Annotated in this window: 25 protein-coding genes; 2 read left to right on the top strand and 23 right to left on the bottom strand. The window is 38.9% G+C overall.

The genetic code is table 11. From position 1 onward, the window contains the following. Positions 1–14 precede the first annotated feature (14 nt). From AB1K80_RS15055 to AB1K80_RS14980, 16 genes are all read right to left on the bottom strand, one after another. Complete coding sequence (locus AB1K80_RS15055) at positions 15–1,538, bottom strand: flagellar hook-associated protein 2 (protein WP_412857597.1); 1,524 nt, start codon at positions 1,536–1,538, stop codon at positions 15–17. A 20-nt stretch (positions 1,539–1,558) separates the two neighbouring features. Next, positions 1,559–1,900 carry a flagellar protein FlaG gene (gene flaG, locus AB1K80_RS15050; RefSeq protein ID WP_412857596.1) on the bottom strand — a complete coding sequence of 114 codons (342 nt, stop codon included), beginning with the start codon at positions 1,898–1,900 and terminating at the stop codon, positions 1,559–1,561. Positions 1,901–2,047: 147 nt separating this feature from the next. Further along, positions 2,048–2,272: a carbon storage regulator CsrA gene (gene csrA, locus AB1K80_RS15045; RefSeq protein WP_412857595.1), complete on the bottom strand. Its 225-nt coding sequence runs from the start codon at positions 2,270–2,272 to the stop codon at positions 2,048–2,050. Beyond that, positions 2,266–2,697 carry a flagellar assembly protein FliW gene (gene fliW, locus AB1K80_RS15040; protein WP_412857594.1) on the bottom strand — a complete coding sequence of 144 codons (432 nt, stop codon included), beginning with the start codon at positions 2,695–2,697 and terminating at the stop codon, positions 2,266–2,268. The genes csrA and fliW overlap by 7 nt, the downstream gene beginning before the upstream one ends. A 26-nt stretch (positions 2,698–2,723) precedes the next feature. Then, entirely contained in the window at positions 2,724–3,299 is a 576-nt protein-coding gene (locus AB1K80_RS15035) for a DUF6470 family protein (protein WP_412857593.1), read from the bottom strand. Between the two features lie 47 nt (positions 3,300–3,346). Then, positions 3,347–4,258, bottom strand: a complete 912-nt coding sequence (gene flgL / locus AB1K80_RS15030) for a flagellar hook-associated protein FlgL (protein WP_412857592.1) — start codon at positions 4,256–4,258, stop codon at positions 3,347–3,349. 9 nt (positions 4,259–4,267) lie between these two features. Beyond that, the gene (gene flgK, locus AB1K80_RS15025) at positions 4,268–5,788 is read right to left on the bottom strand and encodes a flagellar hook-associated protein FlgK (protein WP_412857590.1); all 1,521 of its coding nucleotides are present in this window, start codon (positions 5,786–5,788) and stop codon (positions 4,268–4,270) included. 15 nt (positions 5,789–5,803) lie between these two features. Further along, positions 5,804–6,286: a flagellar protein FlgN gene (locus tag AB1K80_RS15020; RefSeq protein WP_412857588.1), complete on the bottom strand. Its 483-nt coding sequence runs from the start codon at positions 6,284–6,286 to the stop codon at positions 5,804–5,806. Between the two features lie 17 nt (positions 6,287–6,303). Continuing rightward, complete coding sequence (gene flgM, locus AB1K80_RS15015) at positions 6,304–6,567, bottom strand: flagellar biosynthesis anti-sigma factor FlgM (protein WP_412857587.1); 264 nt, start codon at positions 6,565–6,567, stop codon at positions 6,304–6,306. Positions 6,568–6,646: 79 nt separating this feature from the next. Beyond that, entirely contained in the window at positions 6,647–7,066 is a 420-nt protein-coding gene (locus AB1K80_RS15010) for a TIGR03826 family flagellar region protein (protein ID WP_412857585.1), read from the bottom strand. A 55-nt stretch (positions 7,067–7,121) separates the two neighbouring features. Further along, entirely contained in the window at positions 7,122–7,814 is a 693-nt protein-coding gene (locus AB1K80_RS15005; protein WP_412857583.1) for a ComF family protein, read from the bottom strand. Continuing rightward, complete coding sequence (locus tag AB1K80_RS15000; protein ID WP_412857581.1) at positions 7,795–8,103, bottom strand: late competence development ComFB family protein; 309 nt, start codon at positions 8,101–8,103, stop codon at positions 7,795–7,797. Before AB1K80_RS15000 ends, AB1K80_RS15005 begins: the two co-directional genes overlap by 20 nt. Before the next feature lie 64 nt (positions 8,104–8,167). Beyond that, the gene (locus tag AB1K80_RS14995) at positions 8,168–9,529 is read right to left on the bottom strand and encodes a DEAD/DEAH box helicase (RefSeq protein WP_412857612.1); all 1,362 of its coding nucleotides are present in this window, start codon (positions 9,527–9,529) and stop codon (positions 8,168–8,170) included. A 136-nt stretch (positions 9,530–9,665) separates the two neighbouring features. Beyond that, entirely contained in the window at positions 9,666–10,508 is an 843-nt protein-coding gene (locus AB1K80_RS14990; protein WP_412857580.1) for a DegV family protein, read from the bottom strand. Positions 10,509–10,709: 201 nt separating this feature from the next. Further along, entirely contained in the window at positions 10,710–11,399 is a 690-nt protein-coding gene (gene degU, locus AB1K80_RS14985) for a two-component system response regulator DegU (RefSeq protein ID WP_008348273.1), read from the bottom strand. A 69-nt stretch (positions 11,400–11,468) separates the two neighbouring features. Then, positions 11,469–12,638 carry a sensor histidine kinase gene (locus AB1K80_RS14980; protein ID WP_412857578.1) on the bottom strand — a complete coding sequence of 390 codons (1,170 nt, stop codon included), beginning with the start codon at positions 12,636–12,638 and terminating at the stop codon, positions 11,469–11,471. Positions 12,639–12,856: 218 nt separating this feature from the next. On the opposite strand from AB1K80_RS14980, the gene AB1K80_RS14975 reads away from it, so the two are divergent. Next, the gene (locus AB1K80_RS14975; RefSeq protein ID WP_412857577.1) at positions 12,857–13,525 is read left to right on the top strand and encodes a YigZ family protein; all 669 of its coding nucleotides are present in this window, start codon (positions 12,857–12,859) and stop codon (positions 13,523–13,525) included. Then, positions 13,510–14,589: an LCP family protein gene (locus AB1K80_RS14970; RefSeq protein ID WP_412857576.1), complete on the top strand. Its 1,080-nt coding sequence runs from the start codon at positions 13,510–13,512 to the stop codon at positions 14,587–14,589. Before AB1K80_RS14975 ends, AB1K80_RS14970 begins: the two co-directional genes overlap by 16 nt. A gap of 35 nt (positions 14,590–14,624) precedes the next feature. Here AB1K80_RS14970 and AB1K80_RS14965 read toward each other — a convergent pair whose 3' ends face one another. From AB1K80_RS14965 to tuaD, 7 genes are all read right to left on the bottom strand, one after another. After that, complete coding sequence (locus AB1K80_RS14965) at positions 14,625–15,692, bottom strand: glycosyltransferase family 4 protein (RefSeq protein ID WP_412857575.1); 1,068 nt, start codon at positions 15,690–15,692, stop codon at positions 14,625–14,627. A 134-nt stretch (positions 15,693–15,826) separates the two neighbouring features. Beyond that, a complete protein-coding gene (gene tuaH / locus AB1K80_RS14960) occupies positions 15,827–17,023 on the bottom strand; it encodes a teichuronic acid biosynthesis protein TuaH (protein ID WP_412857573.1) in 1,197 nt (398 codons plus the stop codon). A 19-nt stretch (positions 17,024–17,042) separates the two neighbouring features. Continuing rightward, positions 17,043–17,798, bottom strand: coding sequence for a teichuronic acid biosynthesis protein TuaG (tuaG, locus tag AB1K80_RS14955; protein ID WP_412857572.1), 756 nt, complete (start codon positions 17,796–17,798; stop codon positions 17,043–17,045). Between the two features lie 24 nt (positions 17,799–17,822). After that, entirely contained in the window at positions 17,823–18,500 is a 678-nt protein-coding gene (tuaF, locus tag AB1K80_RS14950; RefSeq protein ID WP_412857571.1) for a teichuronic acid biosynthesis protein TuaF, read from the bottom strand. Positions 18,501–18,569: 69 nt separating this feature from the next. Next, entirely contained in the window at positions 18,570–20,027 is a 1,458-nt protein-coding gene (gene tuaE / locus AB1K80_RS14945; protein WP_412857569.1) for a teichuronic acid biosynthesis protein TuaE, read from the bottom strand. Between the two features lie 39 nt (positions 20,028–20,066). Beyond that, the gene (locus AB1K80_RS14940; RefSeq protein ID WP_412857568.1) at positions 20,067–20,996 is read right to left on the bottom strand and encodes an NAD-dependent epimerase/dehydratase family protein; all 930 of its coding nucleotides are present in this window, start codon (positions 20,994–20,996) and stop codon (positions 20,067–20,069) included. Positions 20,997–21,010: 14 nt separating this feature from the next. Continuing rightward, entirely contained in the window at positions 21,011–22,348 is a 1,338-nt protein-coding gene (gene tuaD / locus AB1K80_RS14935) for a UDP-glucose 6-dehydrogenase TuaD (protein WP_412857611.1), read from the bottom strand. Between the last annotated feature and the right edge of the window lie 10 nt (positions 22,349–22,358).

Raw genomic sequence — 22,358 nt, 5'->3', positions numbered from 1 at the left:
GTTATAAACCTCCATTAATATGCAAGCAGTTGTGAAAGGTAGCCCGATTGGTTGTTCAGCTTTTGAATCGCACTATCCATGGCATTAAACTTCGTGTAGTAACGAGCTTCAATTAACTTTAAGCGGTCTTGAAATGTATCCATTCGTTTCGCCAATGAATCGAGGTTCTTACCAAGTCCATATTGGTTAGATTCCATCGTAGTGCTACCAGCTTTCGTTTGGATACTCTTTGTGAAAGCCGTCAAGGAATTTCTGACACGATGAAGAATCCCTTGTTCATTATATTGCTGCTGCGCTTTGGCCGAATCTTTTGAATCAACGTTTAAAGAACCCGAGATAAATATTTGCATCACCTTTTGAGGATCTTCTGCAATGGCATTTCTTAGTTTTTCTTCATTTTTTTCAGTAATTTCAAGCTTACCGCCATCTTTATACTTGGATGATGTCGTAATACCAATTTGGGTCATGTGGATTTTATTTCCATCATCAGTCGTAATATCCGCATAAAAATCACTTCTTAATTTAGCAGTTCCCGATCTCAAAATCGCATCACTTCGCAGCAAACCAGTCTTCGCAGCTGTTTCCCACAATTCTACTTCCTTGTCTGACATGGCTTTTTTCTCATCAGCTGTTAATGGTTGATACGTTCGGTTTCTCTTTTCATTGACTTTTCCATTAACCTGATCAACGAGTTCGTTGTATTTATCTATAAATTGCTTGATCTTGTCAAAGATCTCATCGACATTTGATGAAACGTTCAAGGTAACAGGTTGATCAGTCGTTGCTTTTAGCTCGTACGTGATTCCAGCCTGTGTAAATGTATTGTTGTTATTCTCCATTTTCAAGCCGTTAATCTCGTATTGCGCCTTTTGTCCTTGTGTAGTCGCAACAAGCTTGTTATCTCCATCTACTTGGAATCCTAGTTGTGTGAGGAAAGAAGCAGCGTTCCCATCAGTTGCTTTTATATTCACACCGTCACCAGTTGTTCTTGAAGTGAGTGCAATGGTCTCTACATAGTTCGTTCCATCAAAGATTTGACCTTTATAAGCCGTCACACCTAGTTGAGACTTATTCAGTCTATTCACAATATCATCAATTGTATCTGTATCAGAAGTTTTGATTGTCACCGTTTTTGGCGTAGTTGAGCCTGGTGTCGTCACCTCAAATGAAAATGACCCGTTTGTTGCAGTAAATCCAGATGTCCCAGAAGATTTAAAAACAGAAGCTGTCGCAAGCTGAGTGACATTAATCATGCCTGACGTCGCATTTGTTGATCCTGTCGCTGTTACAGCCGATTCATTGGAGCTTGTCACTTTTTTTGAGCCATAAGTACTTGGTAGATTTAATTCTAAACTGGTAATCAAATCTTCTAATTCTTTAATTTTTGAATTAACCTCTCGATAGCTGTCTCTTTGCCATTCGATTGTTTGTTTTTGGCGTGCCATTTTATCAAGCGGTGCTTGTTCCGTTTTCATCAATTTTGCTACAACTTCATCAATATCAAATATGTTTGAAAATCCAGTAATTCGATTTACCATAAAATTAGTTCTCCCTTCATTTACATTCTTTTATCTACAAATAATCCAACAATTTCCGTCATTGCTGCATAGAAATCCAGCCATTCCTTAGAAGGAATCTCTCTAATGACCTCATCTGTTTGGTCATCTACGACTTTGACATAATACTCATTGAGCTTTTCGTGCAATTCAAATTGAAGATGGAATTGAGTCGGTTCAATGAGCTTATTTGCCCCTTGAATCGTTTTTTCAATTTCTTCCTTTGGAACCGCCTGGCCATTTGCTTGTAAATCTGTGTCTACATGGTCATTTTGCTTATTAGAAACACGGGTTTGATATGCATCAATCATTGGCTTTAGCTGTGTCATCTTACTAACAGACATAGTTAATCAGCTCCTGTGCTTTAATCTATCTATTATATCGGCTTTGAATTTTCAAATTAAATATAGATCGCCCGATTTGTTTAAGTTTCATAGGATTGTTCAGCATTTCCACATAAATTTCAATCAACAAGGCAGATAAAAAAATCCTCACTTTTTTTGTGAGGATAATTGAGATAGTAAGTCTACAGACAAGCTTGCTGCACGATTATTCTCTTCTTGGATGGACAGATAAACTTCCTTCCTATGAATATCAATATGCTTCGGAGCGTCAATCCCGACTTTTACTTGATCACCTTCAATTGAAATAATCTTAACTTCAATATCGTCCCCTATTTGAATCGACTGATTTAATTTCCGTGATAAGACTAACATGATGACACCTCTAGTAAGTGTTTTGTATGATAGGCTGAGTCATGCAAAATCACCTGTTTCGCTTTCATGTTTTTCCTATTCACAACAATAGGCGCTCTCAAATTTGCTGTCGTTTTTTCAATTGAAGCTTCCATTGTTAAAATCACCATGACTTCAACGTCATTTGCATCTTCAACTTCAAGAATGTCTACTACCGCCTCTTCTAAATCAAATTCATATTGATCGAAAAATAAAAACGGACTACTGACAATGAAGCCTAATTCTGCATTTTTCAATGATTGTAAAACTAAGAACGGTGATTCTTCTGATAAAGGCAAAATAACAAATTGTTTTTGATCCAAAAACCCTGGAATCCCATTATCAAAGGTGATCATTTGCTCTTCTTTGATTGTCACTTCACCATGATATTTTGTTTGAATGATCATACTTCACGACCTTTTCATTTTCTTAACTATACCTTATCACCATTTTGACCCGTTTCGTCAACTTCTATTTTTAATTCTGGGTATTGTAACATATCAATATTTACCTTACCTGGCTTATAGTTAACGATTGGTTTATGTGGAGTTGCCTCAATCACAGCCTTTTGTGGCTGAATGTCAATGTGTAGCTCGGATGGCTGATAGTCGATTTTGACACTAAAGAAGGAAGGGATGACACCGATCGTGAATTGTTTTGAAGGACTTCCATTGGCTTTGGCGATTTGGGCGATTGCATTGCCACCACCTTCAATTTTCACCAATTGGCTTCCTTCCTCTGCCCTTCTACCCATTCCTTCACCAATCGCACGCTTCCCCTCTGCCGCCCATTCCTCTGAACGCCTAAAAATGGACTTGATATCCATGTCTGCAAATGCTTCTGTTTGGTCTATGGTTAATTTCGAAGGCGTTTTTGTTATATTCATAACAGCTTTAGGTTGCTGAATTTCAAGATCAGCTCTTGGCTGCTCTACTTCTTGTTTAGAAGGAGTCGTCGACATTTGTAGCTTCGCATAGGTTTGTTGCATTAACAATCTAGGGATTTGCATAGGTTCACCTCCATGATGCAAAAAAGCACCCTAAGGATGCTTTTTTATTATCTTAAGAAATCAACAAGCGATGGTTGAATGACTTTCGCTGTCGTCGCTAAAGCCGCTCTATTGACTACCTCTTGCTGAAGAAGTTCAACAATGGCTTTTTCACTTTCAATATCTTCATTATCAGATTTAGAATTTTTTATCACTGTTTGTTGTGAGGTCAAACGACTGCTAACTAAATCAATACGATTCGATCTAGCACCGAGATCTGAACGTTCTGCGCTCATTACCTCACTGAATTGGTCAATATCATTTAGTGTCTGATCTGAATTTGGAAACACACCATTTTTCAAAGAGTTTTCCAAGTCAGTCAGCATTTGAATGACATTTTGCCCTGAAGCAGACTGACCACCAAATGCCGTCAGCGGACTCGAGTTTACATTTAACGTAATACCATCTGAAATGTTTGATTGAACCGCATGTGCGTTCGTATAATTTTCAAAGTTGAATGTATACGTACCATCTGCATTCTCTACGACTGGTTTCACATTCGTATTGGTTCCATTAAATACAAACTTACCTAACATTTGAGTGTTCATTGCATCAATGATTTGCTTCTTCATCTGACCAATTTCTACTCCGATGGCTGCTAAATCTTCAGGCTGTTTTGTGCCATTCGCCGCATCAAGCACTTTATAACGTACATCCGACATAATATCAATCATTTCAGTGACACTCGTTTCAGATGTATCAATCCAGTTACGAGCCTCATTTAAATTGTTTTGATATTGTTCATTTCGAAAAAGAGCCGTGCTATATTGAAGGCTTTTCACTGCCGCTACAGGATCATCTGAGGTCTTTGTAAAACGTTTACCTGTTTGTGCTTGTTCATTTATTCTAGAAAGTTTCTCATAACTTTTACTAATATTGCGAAGTGAGTTTTGCGAAAGCATGCTTTGTGTAACTCGCATCAGTTATTCCTACCTTCCTACGACACCCATGCCGTTAATCAATTTATCTAATATTTCATCTTGTAATGTCACAATTCTTGCAGCGGCATTATATGCATGCTGGAATTGAATCATATTTGTCATTTCTTCATCGATTGAAACAGCACTAGTGGACATTCTACGTTCATTAGCTGAGTTAACGAGCGCTGCTGAACTACTTTCTAATGTCACATTTTTTTGCCCTTGTATACCCATTTCAGCAATCACATTCTGATAATAATCCTGAATCGTGGTTGTTTTTCCACCAATGGATAGTTTCAAATCTTGGATATTAGCTAATTGTGTCGCATTCGATCCATCGCCTTTTGTCTGATTGAGAGAAGCAGCGATATTATCTGTTGATGCTAAGATGTTATCACTCACTTTAATACGAGCAGCTAGTCCTTTATTCAAATCGTTATTATTTTCGATATCGAAAAAGTTTTGTCCATTTGCTCCGTTTAACGTGAACCCTTGGTTATGCACTTCGTTAAATTTATCCATGAAGATTTGTGCAATTGTATCTAGCTCTGCAAGCATGTCTGGATACATGCCTTTTTCAGCTCCGTTTGACGTATAACCATAAGCCTCAACAAGTGCTTTTATTTTTCCGTTCACTTGTAACTGATCTGCTGCAATGGTTGTTGCCCCGAATTGAAGGGAGTTTACAAGACCTGTCGTATTGTCATAAGAAACTTGTAATTCCGCAATATCGTTCGTAATACCATTCAAAAGAGGACCAGCAACTTGTCCATTAGCACCAACAATGTCAATGTTCACCGTTCCCTCAGCAATTTTAAGTGCATTACCGCCAGATGGATTGTAGCTTAACTTGATATCTACTAGTGAAGATAATTGATCAATCAGTGCGTCACGAGAATCATAAAGATCATTTGGCAAGTATCCGTTCGGCTCTACTGTTGCAATCTGTTTGTTCACTTCGCTAATTTGAGACAAAAGTGTATTCACATTTTTTGCCGTTGAATCCAATTCTGTTTTCAAATTCTTTTGAATCGTAGTTAAAGACGAATTAAGCAGACGAAATTGGTCTACTAATGCTTGTGCACTTGTTTTAACAACCGTACGCGCAGAAGCAGTATCTGCATTTTTAGTCTCAGAAAGCACTTGTAGTGATTTCCAAAGGTTATCAAACGCTCTATTTAAACCTTCATCTGTTAAATCATTCATAACCCCTTCCATTTGTGAAAGAGCATCAGACTTTGTTGCAAAGTAAGACAAATTGTTATTATGATCTCTATACTGAAGATCTAAAAAGTCGTCTCTAATTCTTTCAACGGTTCCAACTTGAACACCTGTACCCATTTGGCCGTATGTCTTGCCGTCATAAACAGAAATTACTGGATAAGGATTATCTGCTTTAAAAGTTACTCTCTGTCTTGAATAGCCTTCTGTATTTGCATTGGACACGTTGTTTGATGTGACATAAAGCCCTGCCCGCTGGGCTGTGATCCCTCTTTTTGCCGTTTCTAGTCCCATGAATGTAGAACCCATTGGTATCCTCCTTGTTTACGCCTTTGAATCAAACAAAGCCATATGCTGTTTAGGCTTTGAACTCTCAAGACCGTTTTGTCCGTAATTCATATTTTCTTTATTAGGATAAACGAGATCGAATGTCAGTGAAATAAATTGAAGTGACTGCTGAATGAGCTGTTTATTTAGTTCGTTTACATCTTTCAATTCCACCATAATGTCATTTAACTTCTTATATAACGAAGTCAGCTCTTGTTGATCCGTACCTTCAGCCTTTTCGATACATGCAGTAATAGTTGGCGATTGATCATTTTGTAAAAATTGAACTGTCGCTTCAATCCGTTTTTCCTCTAATTGAGAAATGGCCTGAATATATTTTTGCTCAAGATTCAGTACCTCTGAAAGAGCATCAATCTCGTTGCTTTTCAGCATTTCTGTTTTATCCTTAGACAGCTTTAAAAGCTGTTCATGTAATCCATAGAGACGATGCAGCTCTTCAATAATTATTTTTACTGACATTCAGCCTACTCCTTTTATTATTGTTGTTTATAAAAATTTAGCATTTTATCTGCAATGCCTTTTGTATCCACATGGTATGTTCCAGCTTCAATGCTTTTTTTAATTTGCTCTATTTTCTCTTGACGTTCTTTCATGATATTCGGCACCTTTTGCATTTCGATTGCCTTTTTAGAAATTTCCACTTTATCTGCTGTTTTTGCTTGGTTCGATTGCAACGTTTGTTTCTCATATGTTTTCTTGTAAGGATTTACTGGTTGTGTTCCATATTGATTAATTTTCACGGGATTCCTCTCGCTTTCCGTTACAGTCTGTCTTAATTCTATCCATTTTATCGACCAAACTGCAACTTAGTTTAGGGAATCAGTCGTTTTTAGGATTTATGGCATAATAGGTGTCTTTTTTCCTAGATTCGATTTCCTTTTTCCTTGCCTCTTCTTGGTTCATTTGGCTTATTTGCGTATGAATATCTTGATCACATTGGCTACATAGTTTGTTTTTTCTTATCGGTGTGCCACATCTTTCACAAGGATAGTTGATATTTGGAAGCTGGCTGATTTGAAGTCTTTTCAATCGAATAAACTTTAGGATCAACTCTTCATCTACTTCTGTTGCATCAACGATATCAGCAATTGTAGATTGTCTATTACTTTGCTTTTTTAAAAATTTATAAACAATTTCAAATGAACGTTCTTCTTCTTCAAAGCATTTGTTACAAACCGTTTGGATGGACGTTTTTAAAAACAGTTGATTACATTCTGGGCAGTTTGCCAATTGATTCATAACCAAAACTCCTTATATATTTTCTTTTCTTATTATCGGTTGAATATCATTATTTTTAACTACGAATTAACGTAAAAGAAGAAACAGATCTCGCTCCTGCATTTTTTAAGATGCTTGCCGCATCATAGATGGTAGCACCTGTTGTATATATATCATCAATTAATATGACATCTCGCGAAATAATTGTATGTAATTGGTTGAGTTGGAACCGCCCGTTTTGATGTAAGCGCTCATTTTTATTTTTCTTTGACTGCTTACTTTGATGTACTTTAATGAGTGGTTGGATCGTACAAACTCCTAGCAAGGCAGCAAGTACCTCCGACTGGTTAAATTTCCTTTCTTTTAATCTTTCTCTACTTAGAGGGATTGGAATGATGTGGATGTGGCGGCTCTTCATTGGAAAGGAACGCTTAAACGCGGTGCGTACATCTTTTTTAAACAGTTCAGCTAAAGCAGTATCACCTCGAAATTTAAATCGGGCTAGTATTTCTTTCATATATTCGTTATACACATAAACAGATCTATTCTTTACAAGCACTTCATCGGGACCCATTCTTTCGCTCCAACTGATACAATCCTGACATACGTAATCATCGGATTGTTCTCGTCCACATTTCGGGCAGATAGGGCCGCGAATCTTTTTTAAGCGCTCCTTACATGTTAAACATACTCGATCTTGATCAGAAAGCAGTAATGATTTCCATGTAAAGGCTGCTACATAGTGGCTATCACAAATCGGACAAATCATTTTTCTCTTGCTCCATCGATTGTCGTAATGTGCATCTTGGATAAGTTGTTACCTTTGAAGCTGCTTCTATCAAGATGACCAGCATGGCTGTATTTTTTTGTTTATCAACCATCTCAGATTTACTGTATGATATTTTATCGATGTCTGTGATATATGCTGGCTTCACTTGATTCAATGAAATGGCTAATACATCTTCTATACACTTCTCACATTGGCACATCATATTTAATTGATTAAGATGTTGATAGAGTATTTCTTTTAGTAGAATTTCCTTTGCATTAATTAGCATATTTTGTCGCTCCTACTATTTTTGCATATTGAATATAATGTACCATGGTTCAATGAAATCTACACTATTTTTCAGAAAATTCTCTCATAGATGTATGATTCATTTGGACGATATGCTTCTTCGCTTGTTTCATATTTCTAGTAAGACCAAAATGAAAAAACAGTACGTCGCCTTGAGAGTATTGAGGATGCCTCCCAACTCTTCCTGCAATTTGAACTAGCGCACTCTCAGTAAATATAGTAGATTCTGCTCCAAGAACACCCACCTGCACATTTTGAATGGTCACGCCTCTTTCCAGAATGGTCGTTGTAACAAGTACATTATAAGCATGCTCTCTAAAGCTTTGGACTTTCCGTTTTCTCTCTTTATCCTCTGCCGAAACGCCTTCTGCATTTATTTCAAGTAATCGAAAGATATTTGTTACCTTTTTCATGATGGAAATTGAGGGAACAAAAAGTAAGATACGTCTTCTCTTTTTGATATGTTTCTGAATCCATTCCACTACAGTAGATGGGAGTTGCTTCTTTTCTAATCTTTTTTTCCACTGTCCGATCCACTGAAAGGTTGGGACAGGTAATGGCTTTTGGTGGAAACGGATGGGGATTTTTATCGCTTCTAATTTTCCATAAGAAATATCTTTTTGCATTTTTTTAGAGGGGGTCGCACTTAAATAGATTGTGACACCTTTCTCTCTCATCGCCTTTTTAACAGCAAATTGAAGGCGATCATCGATTGAATAAGGAAAAGCATCCACTTCATCTATAATGATGACATCAAAAGCATTCTTGTATCTCAGAAGCTGATGAGTTGTGGAAATCATGAGGGGCGCTAATTGTAACCTTTGAAGGCTCCCACCATAAAGTACGGCGATATTGATCCCTTGAAACACCTTCCTTATTCGCGGCTCTAGCTCAAGCACAACGTCTGTTCTAGGTGTCGTAATACACACCTTCATTCCTCTATTTAGTGCATATTCAATTCCGTAGAAAAGCACCTCTGTTTTCCCCGCTCCACAAACAGCCCAAACAAGTAAATCGGTTTTGTTTTTTATGGCTTCAATCATTGCTTCTGATGCTCTTTTTTGTCCTTTAGACAACTCTCCCTGCCATGTGAATTTCACTTGACTTCTTTCTTCTACTGTAGGGCCAATCCATTCATAAAGATTGGTACATTCTGTTGCTTTCCCCATCATGATACATGATCTACAGTATACACAGTCTTTTTTGCACTGGTCACACGGTGTGTAAGCAAAATAGCGCTTATGTGACTCACCACATCTGCAACATTTAAAGCTACTCGCTTGCTTTTCAATAGCAGGTGTTGAGTTAACCAAACCTTGTTTCACTAACCAATCCAGCTCGTAATGTGAACAAGGACATTCAAATGATAGGAGATGTCTTGATTGTAGTTGTGACCTTAATTGCATGGCTTTGTTTAGATTCAATTCTATCGAACACCTCTCAGCTGATTTTCGCCTATTATGCATGAGGGCTTGTACTTTCGTCCAACTGTAAAAATGATAAAATAAATCCCCTTTTCAATATGAAAAGGGGATTTCCGATTTATCTGATCATCCAGCCAAGACCTAATGATCCTTCACCTAGATGAGTACCTATAACAGCGCCAAAATAACTTTTGTAAAATTCCACATGAGGATATTTCTCTGATAAAGACGCAATCATTTCATCTGCTTCTTCTTCTCTATTTCCATGGATAATGGTCGCTCTCATCGGTACACCACGACTTGCATCCTCATCAAATAATTCAAATATACGTGAAATGGCTTTTTTCCGTGTACGAATCTTTTCAAAAGGGACAATTAGCTTGTTGTCAAAGTGAAGAATAGGCTTTACCTTTAAGAGGCTCCCAATAAAGGCTTGTGCGCCATTTAGTCTTCCGCCTCTTTGTAAATGAGTTAAGTCATCGACCATGAAGTAGGCTCGTTCATTTTCCTTTAGATGATGAAGATGTGCCAATATTTCCTCTGGAGAGGCACCTTCTTTCACTTTCTCTGCAGCTTCTAATGCATAAAAGCCCTGCACCATACAGCTTGTTTCTGAATCAAAAGGATAAATGTCAATCCCATCTACCATATCATTCGCTGCAGCGGCACTATTATAAGTTCCACTGATTCCGCTTGAAAGGTGAATACTAATGACAGCATCATATGTCTCACTTAGTTTTTCATACAATGCAACTAGTTCACCAAAAGCAGGCTGCGAGGTTGTTGGGAGGTCTTTATGTTTTTTTACCTCTTCATAATAAGTCTCCCAGTCCATCTCGATTTCTTCTCGATACGATTCACGACCAAAGATGACATTCAGTGGGATCATATGAATGTGGTGTGTATCACGTAGTTCTTGCGGTATATAAGCAGTACTGTCTGTTACAACGGCTATTTTCATTCTTAAATACCTTCCTTATTCGTTACTCTTTTTTATTTTAAAAGAATTCGCATTGTTTTTCATTAGATTTATAATAGTAATCAAAAAAGCTTGCCTAATCAATAGGCAAGCTACTTTCTCCGAAAAAGACTCCTTACTACACTTTTAATCTCTCAACATGAGAGTACTAAAATAGTCGAAATGGAGTGCTTGTCCGGCACATTATCTCATTTCTACCCAGCCATTTTTAATTGCGACAACAACAGCTTGTGTACGATCATTCACATTCATCTTTTGTAAGATGTTACTCACGTGGTTCTTCACTGTTTTTTCACTAATAAAAAGTGATTCGCCGATTCCTCTGTTACTCTTTCCATCAGCTAACATTTGAAGAACTTCACATTCACGTCTTGTTAAGATATGCAATGGTCTACGAATCTCTGGATATACTTCATGCTGTGGATGTGCTGAAACTCCACTCGTTGCAAGGCGACGGAATTCATTTACTAAATTATGTGTAACTTTCGGATGTAAATAAGATCCTCCGTCAGCTACGACTTTCACTGCTTCAATTAGTGTGTCAGCATCCATTTCTTTTAACAGATAGCCTCTTGCTCCTGTTTTTAATGCATGTGTCACATAGTTTTCATCGTCATGAATAGATAGAATAATGACTTTTGATTCGGGATAAAGCTCTACTAACTGCTTTGTAGCCTCTACACCATTTACATTCGGCATATTAATGTCCATAATGACAACATCCGGATGATAATGTTCTACGATACGAGCAGCTTCGTCACCGTCGTCTCCTTCTGCAACTACTTCAAAAGTAGGTTCAAAATCTAAAATCCGTTTGACACCTTCACGGAATAATTGGTGGTCATCAATGATTACAATATTTACTTTAGTCACAAGCTACGCCTCCCCACGTTTATTGTTCTACACCTGAACTTTATGGTCAATATGTCTTTTGACTCTATTTTACAATTTTTTTTGTAATGTTAACGGTACTCTAATCATGATGAATGTCCCTAGACCTATTTTTGAATCGATGGTTATTTTCCCCTCTAATAAGTCTACGCGTTCTTTCATACCAAGCAAGCCAAATGATTTGTTTTTGTTTGTTTTGACATCTTTCATATCAAAACCTTTGCCGTCGTCTTTAATAATTAACGTAACAAAGTCTTTCGTTACTTCTACTTTTACAGAGATTTCTTCTGCTTCTGAATGCTTTAAGGAATTTGTGACAGCCTCTTGTGCAAGTCTAAACAATGCCACTTCAAATTGAGAAGCAATTCTTTCGCTTTCTGTATCACCAATGCACTGGAAGGTGATCTTTGTTTTCCCATCATACTCTTCTATTGTGTTTAAGTATTTTCTTAATGTAGGAATGAGACCGAGATCATCTAAAGCCATTGGTCTTAAATCATAAATGATTCTTCGGACTTCGTACAGGGCATTTCGCACATTTTGTCTTAGATTTCTAATTTCTTTAAAGCCTTCCTCTGTCCCACGGTCTCTAAAGATACGTTCTATTAATTCAGAACGCATCATGACGTTAGCAAGCATTTGTGCAGGACCGTCATGAATCTCGCGCGATACCCTTTTGCGCTCTTCTTCTTGTGCTTCAATAATTCTTAAACCAAAATCTTGTTTTGCCTGTGCATCCTCAAGCAAAACACCCACCTGACGTAAATCTTGATTGAGATAGTTAAGAACGACAGTGATTTGGCTGACGAGTGTTTCAGAGCGTTCAATAACGTCTTGTAGGCTTAGTAGTCGTCTTTCCAAATCGTCTCTTCTTTCTCTCAGTTGCTTTTCACGTTGCTGTATCATGGTAAGCTCTACTTGAAGGTTATGTGCTTTTTCGTAGGCTTCTCTTATTTCGTCCTCACTGAATTTGTTGAAGTTTCGGCTGACTTCAGATAAACGGTTTCTCGCGTGTCTCGTATGGACCTCTAGTTTATCTCCAAAGTCGATCACTTCGTTTACTTGTTGTTTGATTTGTTTAAGCTCTTCTACTAGGCTTTCATATTGCTGGCGGGACTGTTCGCCTATTCTAAATACCTCGTCCTTACTGCCATCAACTGTACTTAACATTTTCATGATGATTGAATCCAATAATTTCGGATCCATTTTGGGTGTTGTCATCGTTTTCCCTCCCGTAACAGTGATGTCATTTTTTTATTATAATTGTCATTGATCTACATTTTATGTCGATTTATAATGAAAGAATGCGTATAAAACATGAAATTTTTATGACGTCCCTTTTTCCACTCTTAACATCATAACAAAATACGCTGTAAAATTCTAAAACCAATGCAAATTTTCTATTGTTTTACCATTTGCTAATATGGAGGGCATGTCTTTTGCTGAATCGCTATCTTACAGTAAAAAGTCGTGGCGAGCATGAGATCGTCATTGAAAAATCACGTTTTATTTGTCATATACAACGTGCTGTCTCGGAGGAAGAAGCACAAGCATTCATACAATCCATTAAAAAAGAACATTGGAATGCCACACATAATTGTTCAGCTTACCTCATTGGTGAACATGATTTGATTCAAAAAGCCAATGATGATGGTGAACCAAGTGGTACAGCTGGCATGCCAATGCTTGAGGTACTTAAAAAACGTAAGCTAAAGGATACAGTCGTTGTTGTCACGCGATATTTCGGCGGTATTAAATTAGGTGCTGGTGGTTTAATCCGCGCTTACGGGAAATCCGTATCAGAAGCCATCAATCATGTCGGTATTGTTGAGCGTTGTCTCATGCGGACAATGCACACAACAATTGATTATACATGGCTTGGAAAGGTAGAGAATGAGCTTAGAGCCTCATCTTTTCAACTAAAAGAGATACATTATGCCGAAGATGTTATATTTGAGACTTATGTTGAAGAAACACAAGTGGATTCTTTTAATGAATGGATGACTGAGCTTACAAATGGAAAGAGTGTTACAAAGGAAGGCGAACTGATTTATTTAGAAAAGGACATTGGTCCGATAAAGGAGATAGACGAATGGCACAACGAGTAAAAGTGCGTGTACGAAAGAAAAAGAGCAAGAAGAAAAAGATTTTTAAACGAATGATGGTTTTCATTATGCTTCTTTTCATTTTACTAGGCGGATTTGCAGTATATAAAATTGTGAACACCCTTCAAGCTGCGGACAAAACGTATGATGAATTAGCGCGTGGTGAAAAGTCGAAGCTACGTGATGCTGTGGTCGACATCAAAAAGAAACCTTTTTCGGTTCTTTTTGTTGGTATTGAGGATTATGCCACAGATGGAGATCTTGGGCGGTCGGATTCTCTCATTGTCGCAACAATCAATCCTCAAGATAAAACAATGAAAATGCTTAGTATTCCTCGGGATACACGGGTACGGCTTGCTAGTGATACAACAGGGAATAAAGTGAAGATCAATGCCGCCTTCGCGAAAGGCGGAAAAGATGAAACAATTGATACAGTAGAGCAATTCTTGGATATTCCGATCGATAAATATGCAACGGTTGATTTTGATGGGTTCAAAGATGTCATTGATGAAGTCGGCGGAATTGATGTAGATGTTCCTTTTGACTTTCATGAAAAAAGTGATGTCAAAGAATCCAAAAAGATTTACTTCCAAAAAGGAAATATGCATCTAAATGGAGAAGAAGCACTTGCTTATGCACGTATGAGAAAGCAGGATCCACGTGGTGATTTCGGTCGAAACGATCGTCAAAAACAAATTCTTCGCGCAATGATTGATCAAATGTCTCGACCAAACAACATTGCGAACGTAGATAATATCGCAAAAGAAGTAAGTGATCATATTTCAACCAACTTCCGTATCACTGAAGGACTCGCTCTTCAGCAAATATATAGTGGCTTTAAAGGAGACGATACAGATACACTCTCCATTAAAGGTACAGATCTTTATGTAGGTCCAAACCGTACGTACTTCTTTGAACCAGACCAAGCCAATTTGGCCGAAGTGCAGTATGAGTTAAGAACTCATTTAAAGCTCCCTGCAGAGCCGCCTAATGGAACAGATTCCTTTTCTAATGAAACAGGGGAGGACGACTCTATAAACCCGTCCCCTAATTCATCAGGACAATAAAAAAACAGCCCGTTTCTCATGAAGCGGGCTGTTTTTTAGTTTCTTTTCACCATGCGTTTATAGAATTTTGTAAACGGCTTAAACTCTTCGTTCACCAGACCTGTCACTTCCGCAATCACTTGCATAAACATGACTAACAGAAAGATAATGATCAGCGACAGCCAAATGGTGACACTTGTTAGTAAAATGGCACTTAAGCTAAAAATGATGCCAATCATGTAAATCACGATGACCGTCATTCGATGAGACAAGCCGAATGCCATCAGTCTGTGATGAATGTGAGATTTATCCGGTGCTGATATTGGCTGTTTGTTCAAAATCCTTCTTATAATTGCAAAGGTTGTGTCAAAAATAGGGACACCTAAGATGATGACAGGAACGACAACACTAAATAATGTCACACTTTTATATAAGCCTAAAAGGGACAGCACAGCAATCATATAGCCTAAGAATAACGAGCCTGTATCGCCCATAAAAATCTTAGCAGGATGGAAATTATAAAATAGAAATCCAATTGTACTTCCAATCACGACAAGAGATAAAGAAAGGATCAATATCTTGTCTGCAGAAAATGCCATGACTGCAATTGTTGTTAATCCAATGACAGAAATACCTGCAGCAAGCCCATCTAGTCCATCAATTAAATTAATGGCATTCGTGATACCGACAATCCATAACACAGTCAGAGGATAAGCCATCCATCCTAACTCAAGTCGGTCAGTTAAGAAAGGAACAGAGAAAAAGTCCATTTTTAAACCCGTGCTGACAATTAAACAAGCAACGAGTACTTGAACGAGAAATTTAAATTTTGCACTTAAATTATATTTATCGTCAAATATACCTAAAACGACAATGAGTACGGCACCAACTGATATTGCTGTAATTTTATTATGTAGAAACAGCCCACCTGCTAATGCGCCAGCGGCTACCCCAATAAAAATTGCCAATCCACCCATTCGAGGCATCACTTGATCATGAACTTTTCGTTTATTCGGCTGGTCCACTGCACCTACCTTAATTGCGAGCTTTTTGACGATTGGTGTCACAATTAAAACCGTAGCCAGAGAGACAAAAAACGCTAATAAGGCGCGTTCGTAATCCATAGGTCAGTCTCCTTCTAAATTGAAATCTGTATTTTGTATATTGGCCGCTCGTTCCATTATACAATTGAATAGAGGGTGATCACAAGTTTCCCCTGTAAAGAACAAATAAATAAAAACGCACAATCCTGTATGAATTATGCGTTTTCTTTAATATTCGTCAGCTCCACCATGTTTGTGAACAGTGCGTGCCAATCTTTTTTCTTTGCCCGGCTTTGTCTTAGATCTCTGTAAGTCATATCGTCTTTTTTACTGATCACTTTTTGGCAGGCTTCTACGAAGAGGGCAGGATTTGCTCCCTCCATATATTCATACACATCATTCTCTTTTAGCCTTTCCGTTGACGGAAGATTTAAACCGACAACAGGTTTTCCTGCGGCTAAAAACTCAAATAGTTTTAGTGGAAAAACAGCTTTATTGTATGGTGATTGTTTGTAAGGCATCATTCCTACATCAATCAATTTCATATACGCAGGCACTTCTTCTGGGGCAACAGCTCCCGTCCAGATGACATTGGGTAGTTTGAGTGCATGCTGAAAAGATGGATCTCCATTTGTTCCATCGGGGCCCACAAATAAAAATGCCCATTCCGGCTGCATCTCTGCCGCTTGCATGATCAACCCGAAATCGAGTTTCGGTTTAATCCCTCCAATAAAGCCAACAACCGTTCCTGTTCTTCCTTCTAGTACATCCTCTTTACTAGGAAGATTGCTTTTCGCAAAGACATCATACTCCACTCCATTTTCTACTGTGAACACATCTTTCGGTTCACCCATCAGTCGTTTTTTGATTTGGTCATGTAAGTATTGGGAAGAACATGTGATGCTGTGTGCATATTGAATGATTCGATTTTCTGCTTTGACAATGACACGCTGCCTCATATAGGAGAGCATGTTATGTTTCCCGCTAATCGGCTCTCCCCACAGGTCACTGCAATCATACACAATATGTTTCCATTCAAATAAAGACGATAGGAGCGGAAATCCAGGAAACGTATACCATAAGCAAACAGCGATTCCCTTCTTTTCTTCCTGTCGCAAATAGTCAAGAAGCGGGGACAATTTGTGAATATAGAACATATCTTGATAACGGCCAAAGCGGAATATTTTGCTCTTCAGTACATCTGGAACAACAAATTGTTTGATTTGTTCTGAGACAGGTTGAAAGGGCGTTTCATGGCGGGATGCAGATGGACATACCCAGATAACTTCTTTCGTTTCTGGATCGTCAGCCAAAAATTCCGCTAAACGATGACGTCGGTATCTCAGTCCATCCTGTCCCCATTCTCCTGTCGCTACGATCACATGTATGATTGCGTCTGATTTCACCTTCATCACCTTTTTCCCCTTCTGTTTATAAGCGCTTCTTCACAGCATTTGTGGCATAGTGCATGAAGCACCAAGTCGCTTTGACTAAATGAAGCTGCTCAATTTCTCGGTAGACAAACCATGTTTTTTTCGCTGCTTTCCACTTATTACTAGAGATAGAGTTTCCAACAATTCGATATTCACTCAACGGTTCACTCATGCCATAGGCTGTAAACCCTCTTTTTAAAATAGACAACCATGTGGCCAAGTCTTGTCTTGTGCGGATGTTCGGCATTTCCACATGTCCCACTTGCTGAAGATCGAGCATCACCGTCAAACAGCCAATAATCGTATTTTTCAAGGCTTCATTGTAGTTCAATTGATGAGGTGCTGTAACGGTTTTTTGCAACGGCTCTCCGTTTTCTGAGATCATGTCATACGCTGTGAAGGTAAATGCGTAGTCATGCACCAGCATAAAGTCTACCTGTTTCTCCAGCTTTGTTTCTTTCCATCGATCATCACTATCTAAAAAAGCGATGAAGCGCCCTTTCGCCTGTCTAATGGCTGTATTCCTCGCAATAGCCGCTCCTCCATTTTCCTCTAAAAAGATGAGCTTGATTCTGTCGTCCGTTTGACTTAACTCCTTCAATACATCCCTTGTTCCATCTGTTGAACAATCGTCTGCAATGATTAACTCCCAATTGGAATAGGTTTGGGCAAGGACGGAATGAACTGTATCCGTTATAAAACGTTCTGCATTATATGCCGGTGTAATGATTGAGACTAACGGTTGTTTGTTCACTTCAAACTCATCTCCAGTTCATCATTAAGATTCTTTGAACAGTTCAGGTAACACGACAAACATGAACGAGATGCTAAGGCCGATGATGAGTCCAAGCAGCGCTCGTTTTTTCGCTGACATGCCCTTATTTCCTTCATCGATGACTTGGGCAGGATCGACAATTTTGGCTTGCTTCATTCCGAGCTTCGTAGACTCCAATTCATATAAGAAGCGTTCTTTATCTACTTTTGAATCATCGCTAACCGATTCACCTTCGAGAGCGGAAAGTCTTCTTTCAATGACCTGCTGTCTTTCCGAGAATAGAGCGTTGTCTTGCTTTAAAAATGTGTCTGACACCTGCTTCACGACTGCTAAGGCTTGATCATCCTTCGCATCTGTAAACGCAAGCTGTAATTGTGTATCTGATTGGTTGGTGAGAATCAAGCGATTTTTCACATCTTGTCGTTCTTCTTCTTTTAGATCCCCAAGTGCTTGCTTCAGAAATGCATCACTTTTTAATAGAGATGTCACTTCTGCGATGTTGTTGTACACCCCGTCATCGTATTTACCTAGTGTCAGGGTGACAGTGGCTGTATAATTTGACGGCCCCGCTGTTCCTTTTGCAAAAAAGAAACTAAACGCTGCTAATAATACAGGTAGTAGCACCAACAAAACGATGTATTTTCTTATTCGCTTCCTAATTCTTAGAATGAAACCAGACATGTTTAATCTCCCAACATTGACGTATTTGCTTTTTTACTAGTGTAGCCATACAACAGAGCACACACACTTCTACCAATGCTTAAAACGCTGTTTATTTTTCAATATATTCACCGCTGCAATCACGAGTCCTAAAAACACCCAGTGGAAATATAAATTCGAAACAGAACTTGGACTGATGCTTGAGACAAGGAAGCTCAACATCGCAGCAAATAGACCTTCAATGATCATTTTTGCGGATCGTGTATCAGCCAATCGGTATTGTTTGTAAAGTGTGAACATGAGATAGGCGTACACTGAAATATAGCCAAGCATGATTGCAAATCCAAAATTCGTCATCACTTCTAGTAGCCAATTGTGCACTTCAACGACTTGATCTGTATCAAAAATTGAGTAGTGAGCCAAGTAGTACGACACATTGCCTGCACCGACTCCGAAGCCGTATGAATTTGTGAAAAAGTGCCATGCATTTTTGATTAAATTCGCTCTAGCAATGTTAGACGGGAGTGGTTCACTAAAAGAATGAGCAACTTGAGAAGCAAGAAACAGGTCATAAAAAACGGAATAGATTTTGGCTGAAAAGATGGCAACAAAGACGATACCAAGTCCACCCACTGTGATCAGTGACCACTTTTTCAAAAAACGTGGCATGAGCAGCCATACGTAAATAGCCATTCCTGCGAATACACCGAGCAAACTGGCGCGAGAATCTGTTAAAAAAATGAGATAAAGAGATAAAATGGCCCCTAGTAAACCAAACGCTTTGACATATCCATTTTTCATTTGACGCATGCACGCGACATATAAGAAAAAGCTAATCGATAAAAATGTTGCGAAGTCATTTTGATTAAAAAACACAGAGGTCGGATAATGCTGTTTGTATGCTGGACCGAGATACAATGATGTATTCGGTAAATGGTTCAAGGTAAAGTGATTATAGAATCCAATTCCCATTAAAAAGACGGTCATGATCAGCCAAATGCTATAAAACGTGACCATTTGGTCCATCCGCTGAATGTACATGACGACAAGAAAGACAAAACCAATTCCCATCGCAAGCAGAGACATATATTTCAGACCTTCTGTGACTGATTGAGCCCAAAGCAACGAGATCAGCCCATAAAGAAACCAGACAATGAAGAAACCAAGAATTCCTTTCACACGAATATGTTGCCACTGTGGTATGTATGTTCCCTTGTCTCTCATTCGCCATATGAATAAAGCAAAGACGATAAGAAGCATGATGCGATAGAGAAAAAGACTAAAGAAACTGACACTGATGGAAAAAAATGCGTTATTGAGAAAGGTACATGCAATCAGCAGGTAAATGGCTGACATAAATACTTGATCACCATTCATGTAGCGTTTCATGAATAAAGCAACTGCTGCCAACATTACAAGCACCACTGGGATTGCGACCATTTTCTTTAACCCGACAGGCTGCGAGGTTCCCATTTGTAAAAACATGATCCCCGCAACACCCAACATACATCCGATCATGATTTGCCATGCTGTTTGTTTCGCACTCATACCCATTTGCCTCCTAAGACATCCATCCAATTTATATGGTTAAGCCTTTACCTCTTGTTCATAGTAGGAGATGGTACGAGTCAAACCTTCTTGTAAGCTTACGACTGGCTCCCATGCTAGGACTTGCTTCGTTTTTTCATTCGCCAATGTACTATGCACAATATCTCCTGGGCGCTCCGGCTTGTAAATCGGTTCGAGGTGTGATTTCGTTACTCGCTTCATCGTTTGAAACAGCTCATTTACTGTGATTGAATCACCACTTGAGACATTTAAACAAACGTTTGATTGGGCAGTTAAAGCCGCTACATTCGCTGCTGCTAGATCACCTACATAGATAAAATCTCTTGTTTGTTCTCCATTTCCAAAGATAAATGGTGCTTCTTGCTTTGCAAACTTATCAGAAAAAATCGAGACAACTCCACCCTCACCAAGTGCATCTTGGCGCGGACCATACACATTGCTGTATCGTAATATGGAATAATCCAAACCATACAGCGATTGAAACAATTCTAAATACCGCTCAACGGTCAATTTAGATAAGCCATAGGGTGAGCCTGGCTGTAACCTGTGCTCTGTATCCACTGGGAGATACACGGGATCTCCATAGACAGCTGCCGACGAGGCAAACACCACTCTTTTCACTTTAGCTTCAGAAGCTGCTTTCATGACCTGAAGTGATCCTTTAATATTGACCTCTTCGTCATACAAAACATCTTTAACCGAAGCAGCCACACTGACTTGTGCTGCAAGATGAATGATATAATCTGGTGCTAATTGCTTGATCAAATCAACCGTTTCGGGATGTGTGATATCTGCCTCAATACATTGAACAGGAAGATGTGCAATATTTTGACGAGATCCTGTTGAGAAATTGTCGAGGACAATGGGCTCAAATTCTTTTTCTAATAAAGCCTCCACTGTGTGTGACCCGATAAACCCACTTCCTCCAGTAACCAATACCTTCTTCATCCAAGTTCCTCCTATTATTGTGCCTTCGATACCAATTCTGCATCCCATACGCCTGGGCGGCCAACTGACTGGTAAACAAATCCTCTTGCTCTCATTTCCGCTGGATCAAATAAATTCCTACCATCAATTAAAATTGGGGATCGAAGCAATTGTTTCATTTTCTCTTTATCTACCTTCTGTACCTCATCCCACTCTGTTAAGATGAGACAAGCATCTGTTTCTTTGATTGTATCATAAAGGTCATTGCTAAAAACCGCCTGAGGACCTAGCTCTCTTTCTGCTTCGGCATATGCAACTGGATCATAAGCTTTCACAAAAGCACCCAGCTCTCTCAGCATCGGGATAATATCTAATGCTGGCGCTGACCTCATATCATTCGTGTTCGGTTTAAATGCGAGCCCCAAGACAGAAATGGTTTTCCCTTTGATATCACCGAATACACTCATCAGTTTGCTCACTAGGTGGGCTCTTTGATTATTATTCGTTTCAATGACAGACTCAATTAACTTGAACCTGTAGCCCGCTGTTTCTGCAATTTTTAGGAGCGCCATTGTATCTTTCGGGAAACACGATCCCCCAAATCCAATACCAGCCTTTAGAAATTTATGTCCAATACGGCTGTCTAATCCGACTCCTTCACTGACTTTTTCAACGTCGGCACCGACCCGCTCGCAAATATTGGCGATATCATTGATGAATGAAATTTTAGTTGCGAGCATTGCATTTGCAGCATATTTAATCATTTCTGCGCTTTCTAAATTGGTTTCGACAACCTCTGTTTGAAATGGCTCATGCAATTTTTTGATGATGGCTGATGCATGTGTGCTCGTAGATCCAATGACTGCCCTCTCCATCTGCATCGTATCTTGAATGGCAGAACCTTCACGTAGAAACTCAGGGTTTGATACAACATCAAATGGATATTTACTGCGTGATGCCTTTTCAACAATCGCTTGCACTAGACGGCCAGTACCCACAGGTACAGTGCTCTTGTTCACAATGACTTTGTAGCCATTTAGGTGTTCTCCAATTGTTTGGGCAACTGCCTTTACATATGTTAAGTCTGCTTCACCCTCTGCTGTCATCGGTGTACCCACAGCAATATAGATCACCTCTGACTCCCGAATCGCGGCAGGAATATTGGTGGTAAAACACAGTTTTCCCTCTTCCGTATTCTTGTCAATCAATTCCTTTAAACCCGGTTCATAAATTGGAACGACACCACTTTTTAAGCTGTTGATTTTAGACTCATCGATGTCACAGCAAATGACACGATTTCCGATATCAGCAAAACATGTACCCGATACTAACCCGACATACCCTGTTCCAATCACAGCAATTTTCTTCACTATTATTCATCCT

Source organism: Bacillus sp. 179-C3.3 HS (assembly GCF_047229225.1).
In the GTDB taxonomy this organism is placed as follows: Bacteria; Bacillota; Bacilli; order Bacillales; family Bacillaceae; genus Bacillus.
The sequence above is the reverse complement of the archived record's forward strand: the minus strand, read 5'-3'. Positions and strand labels throughout refer to the sequence as shown.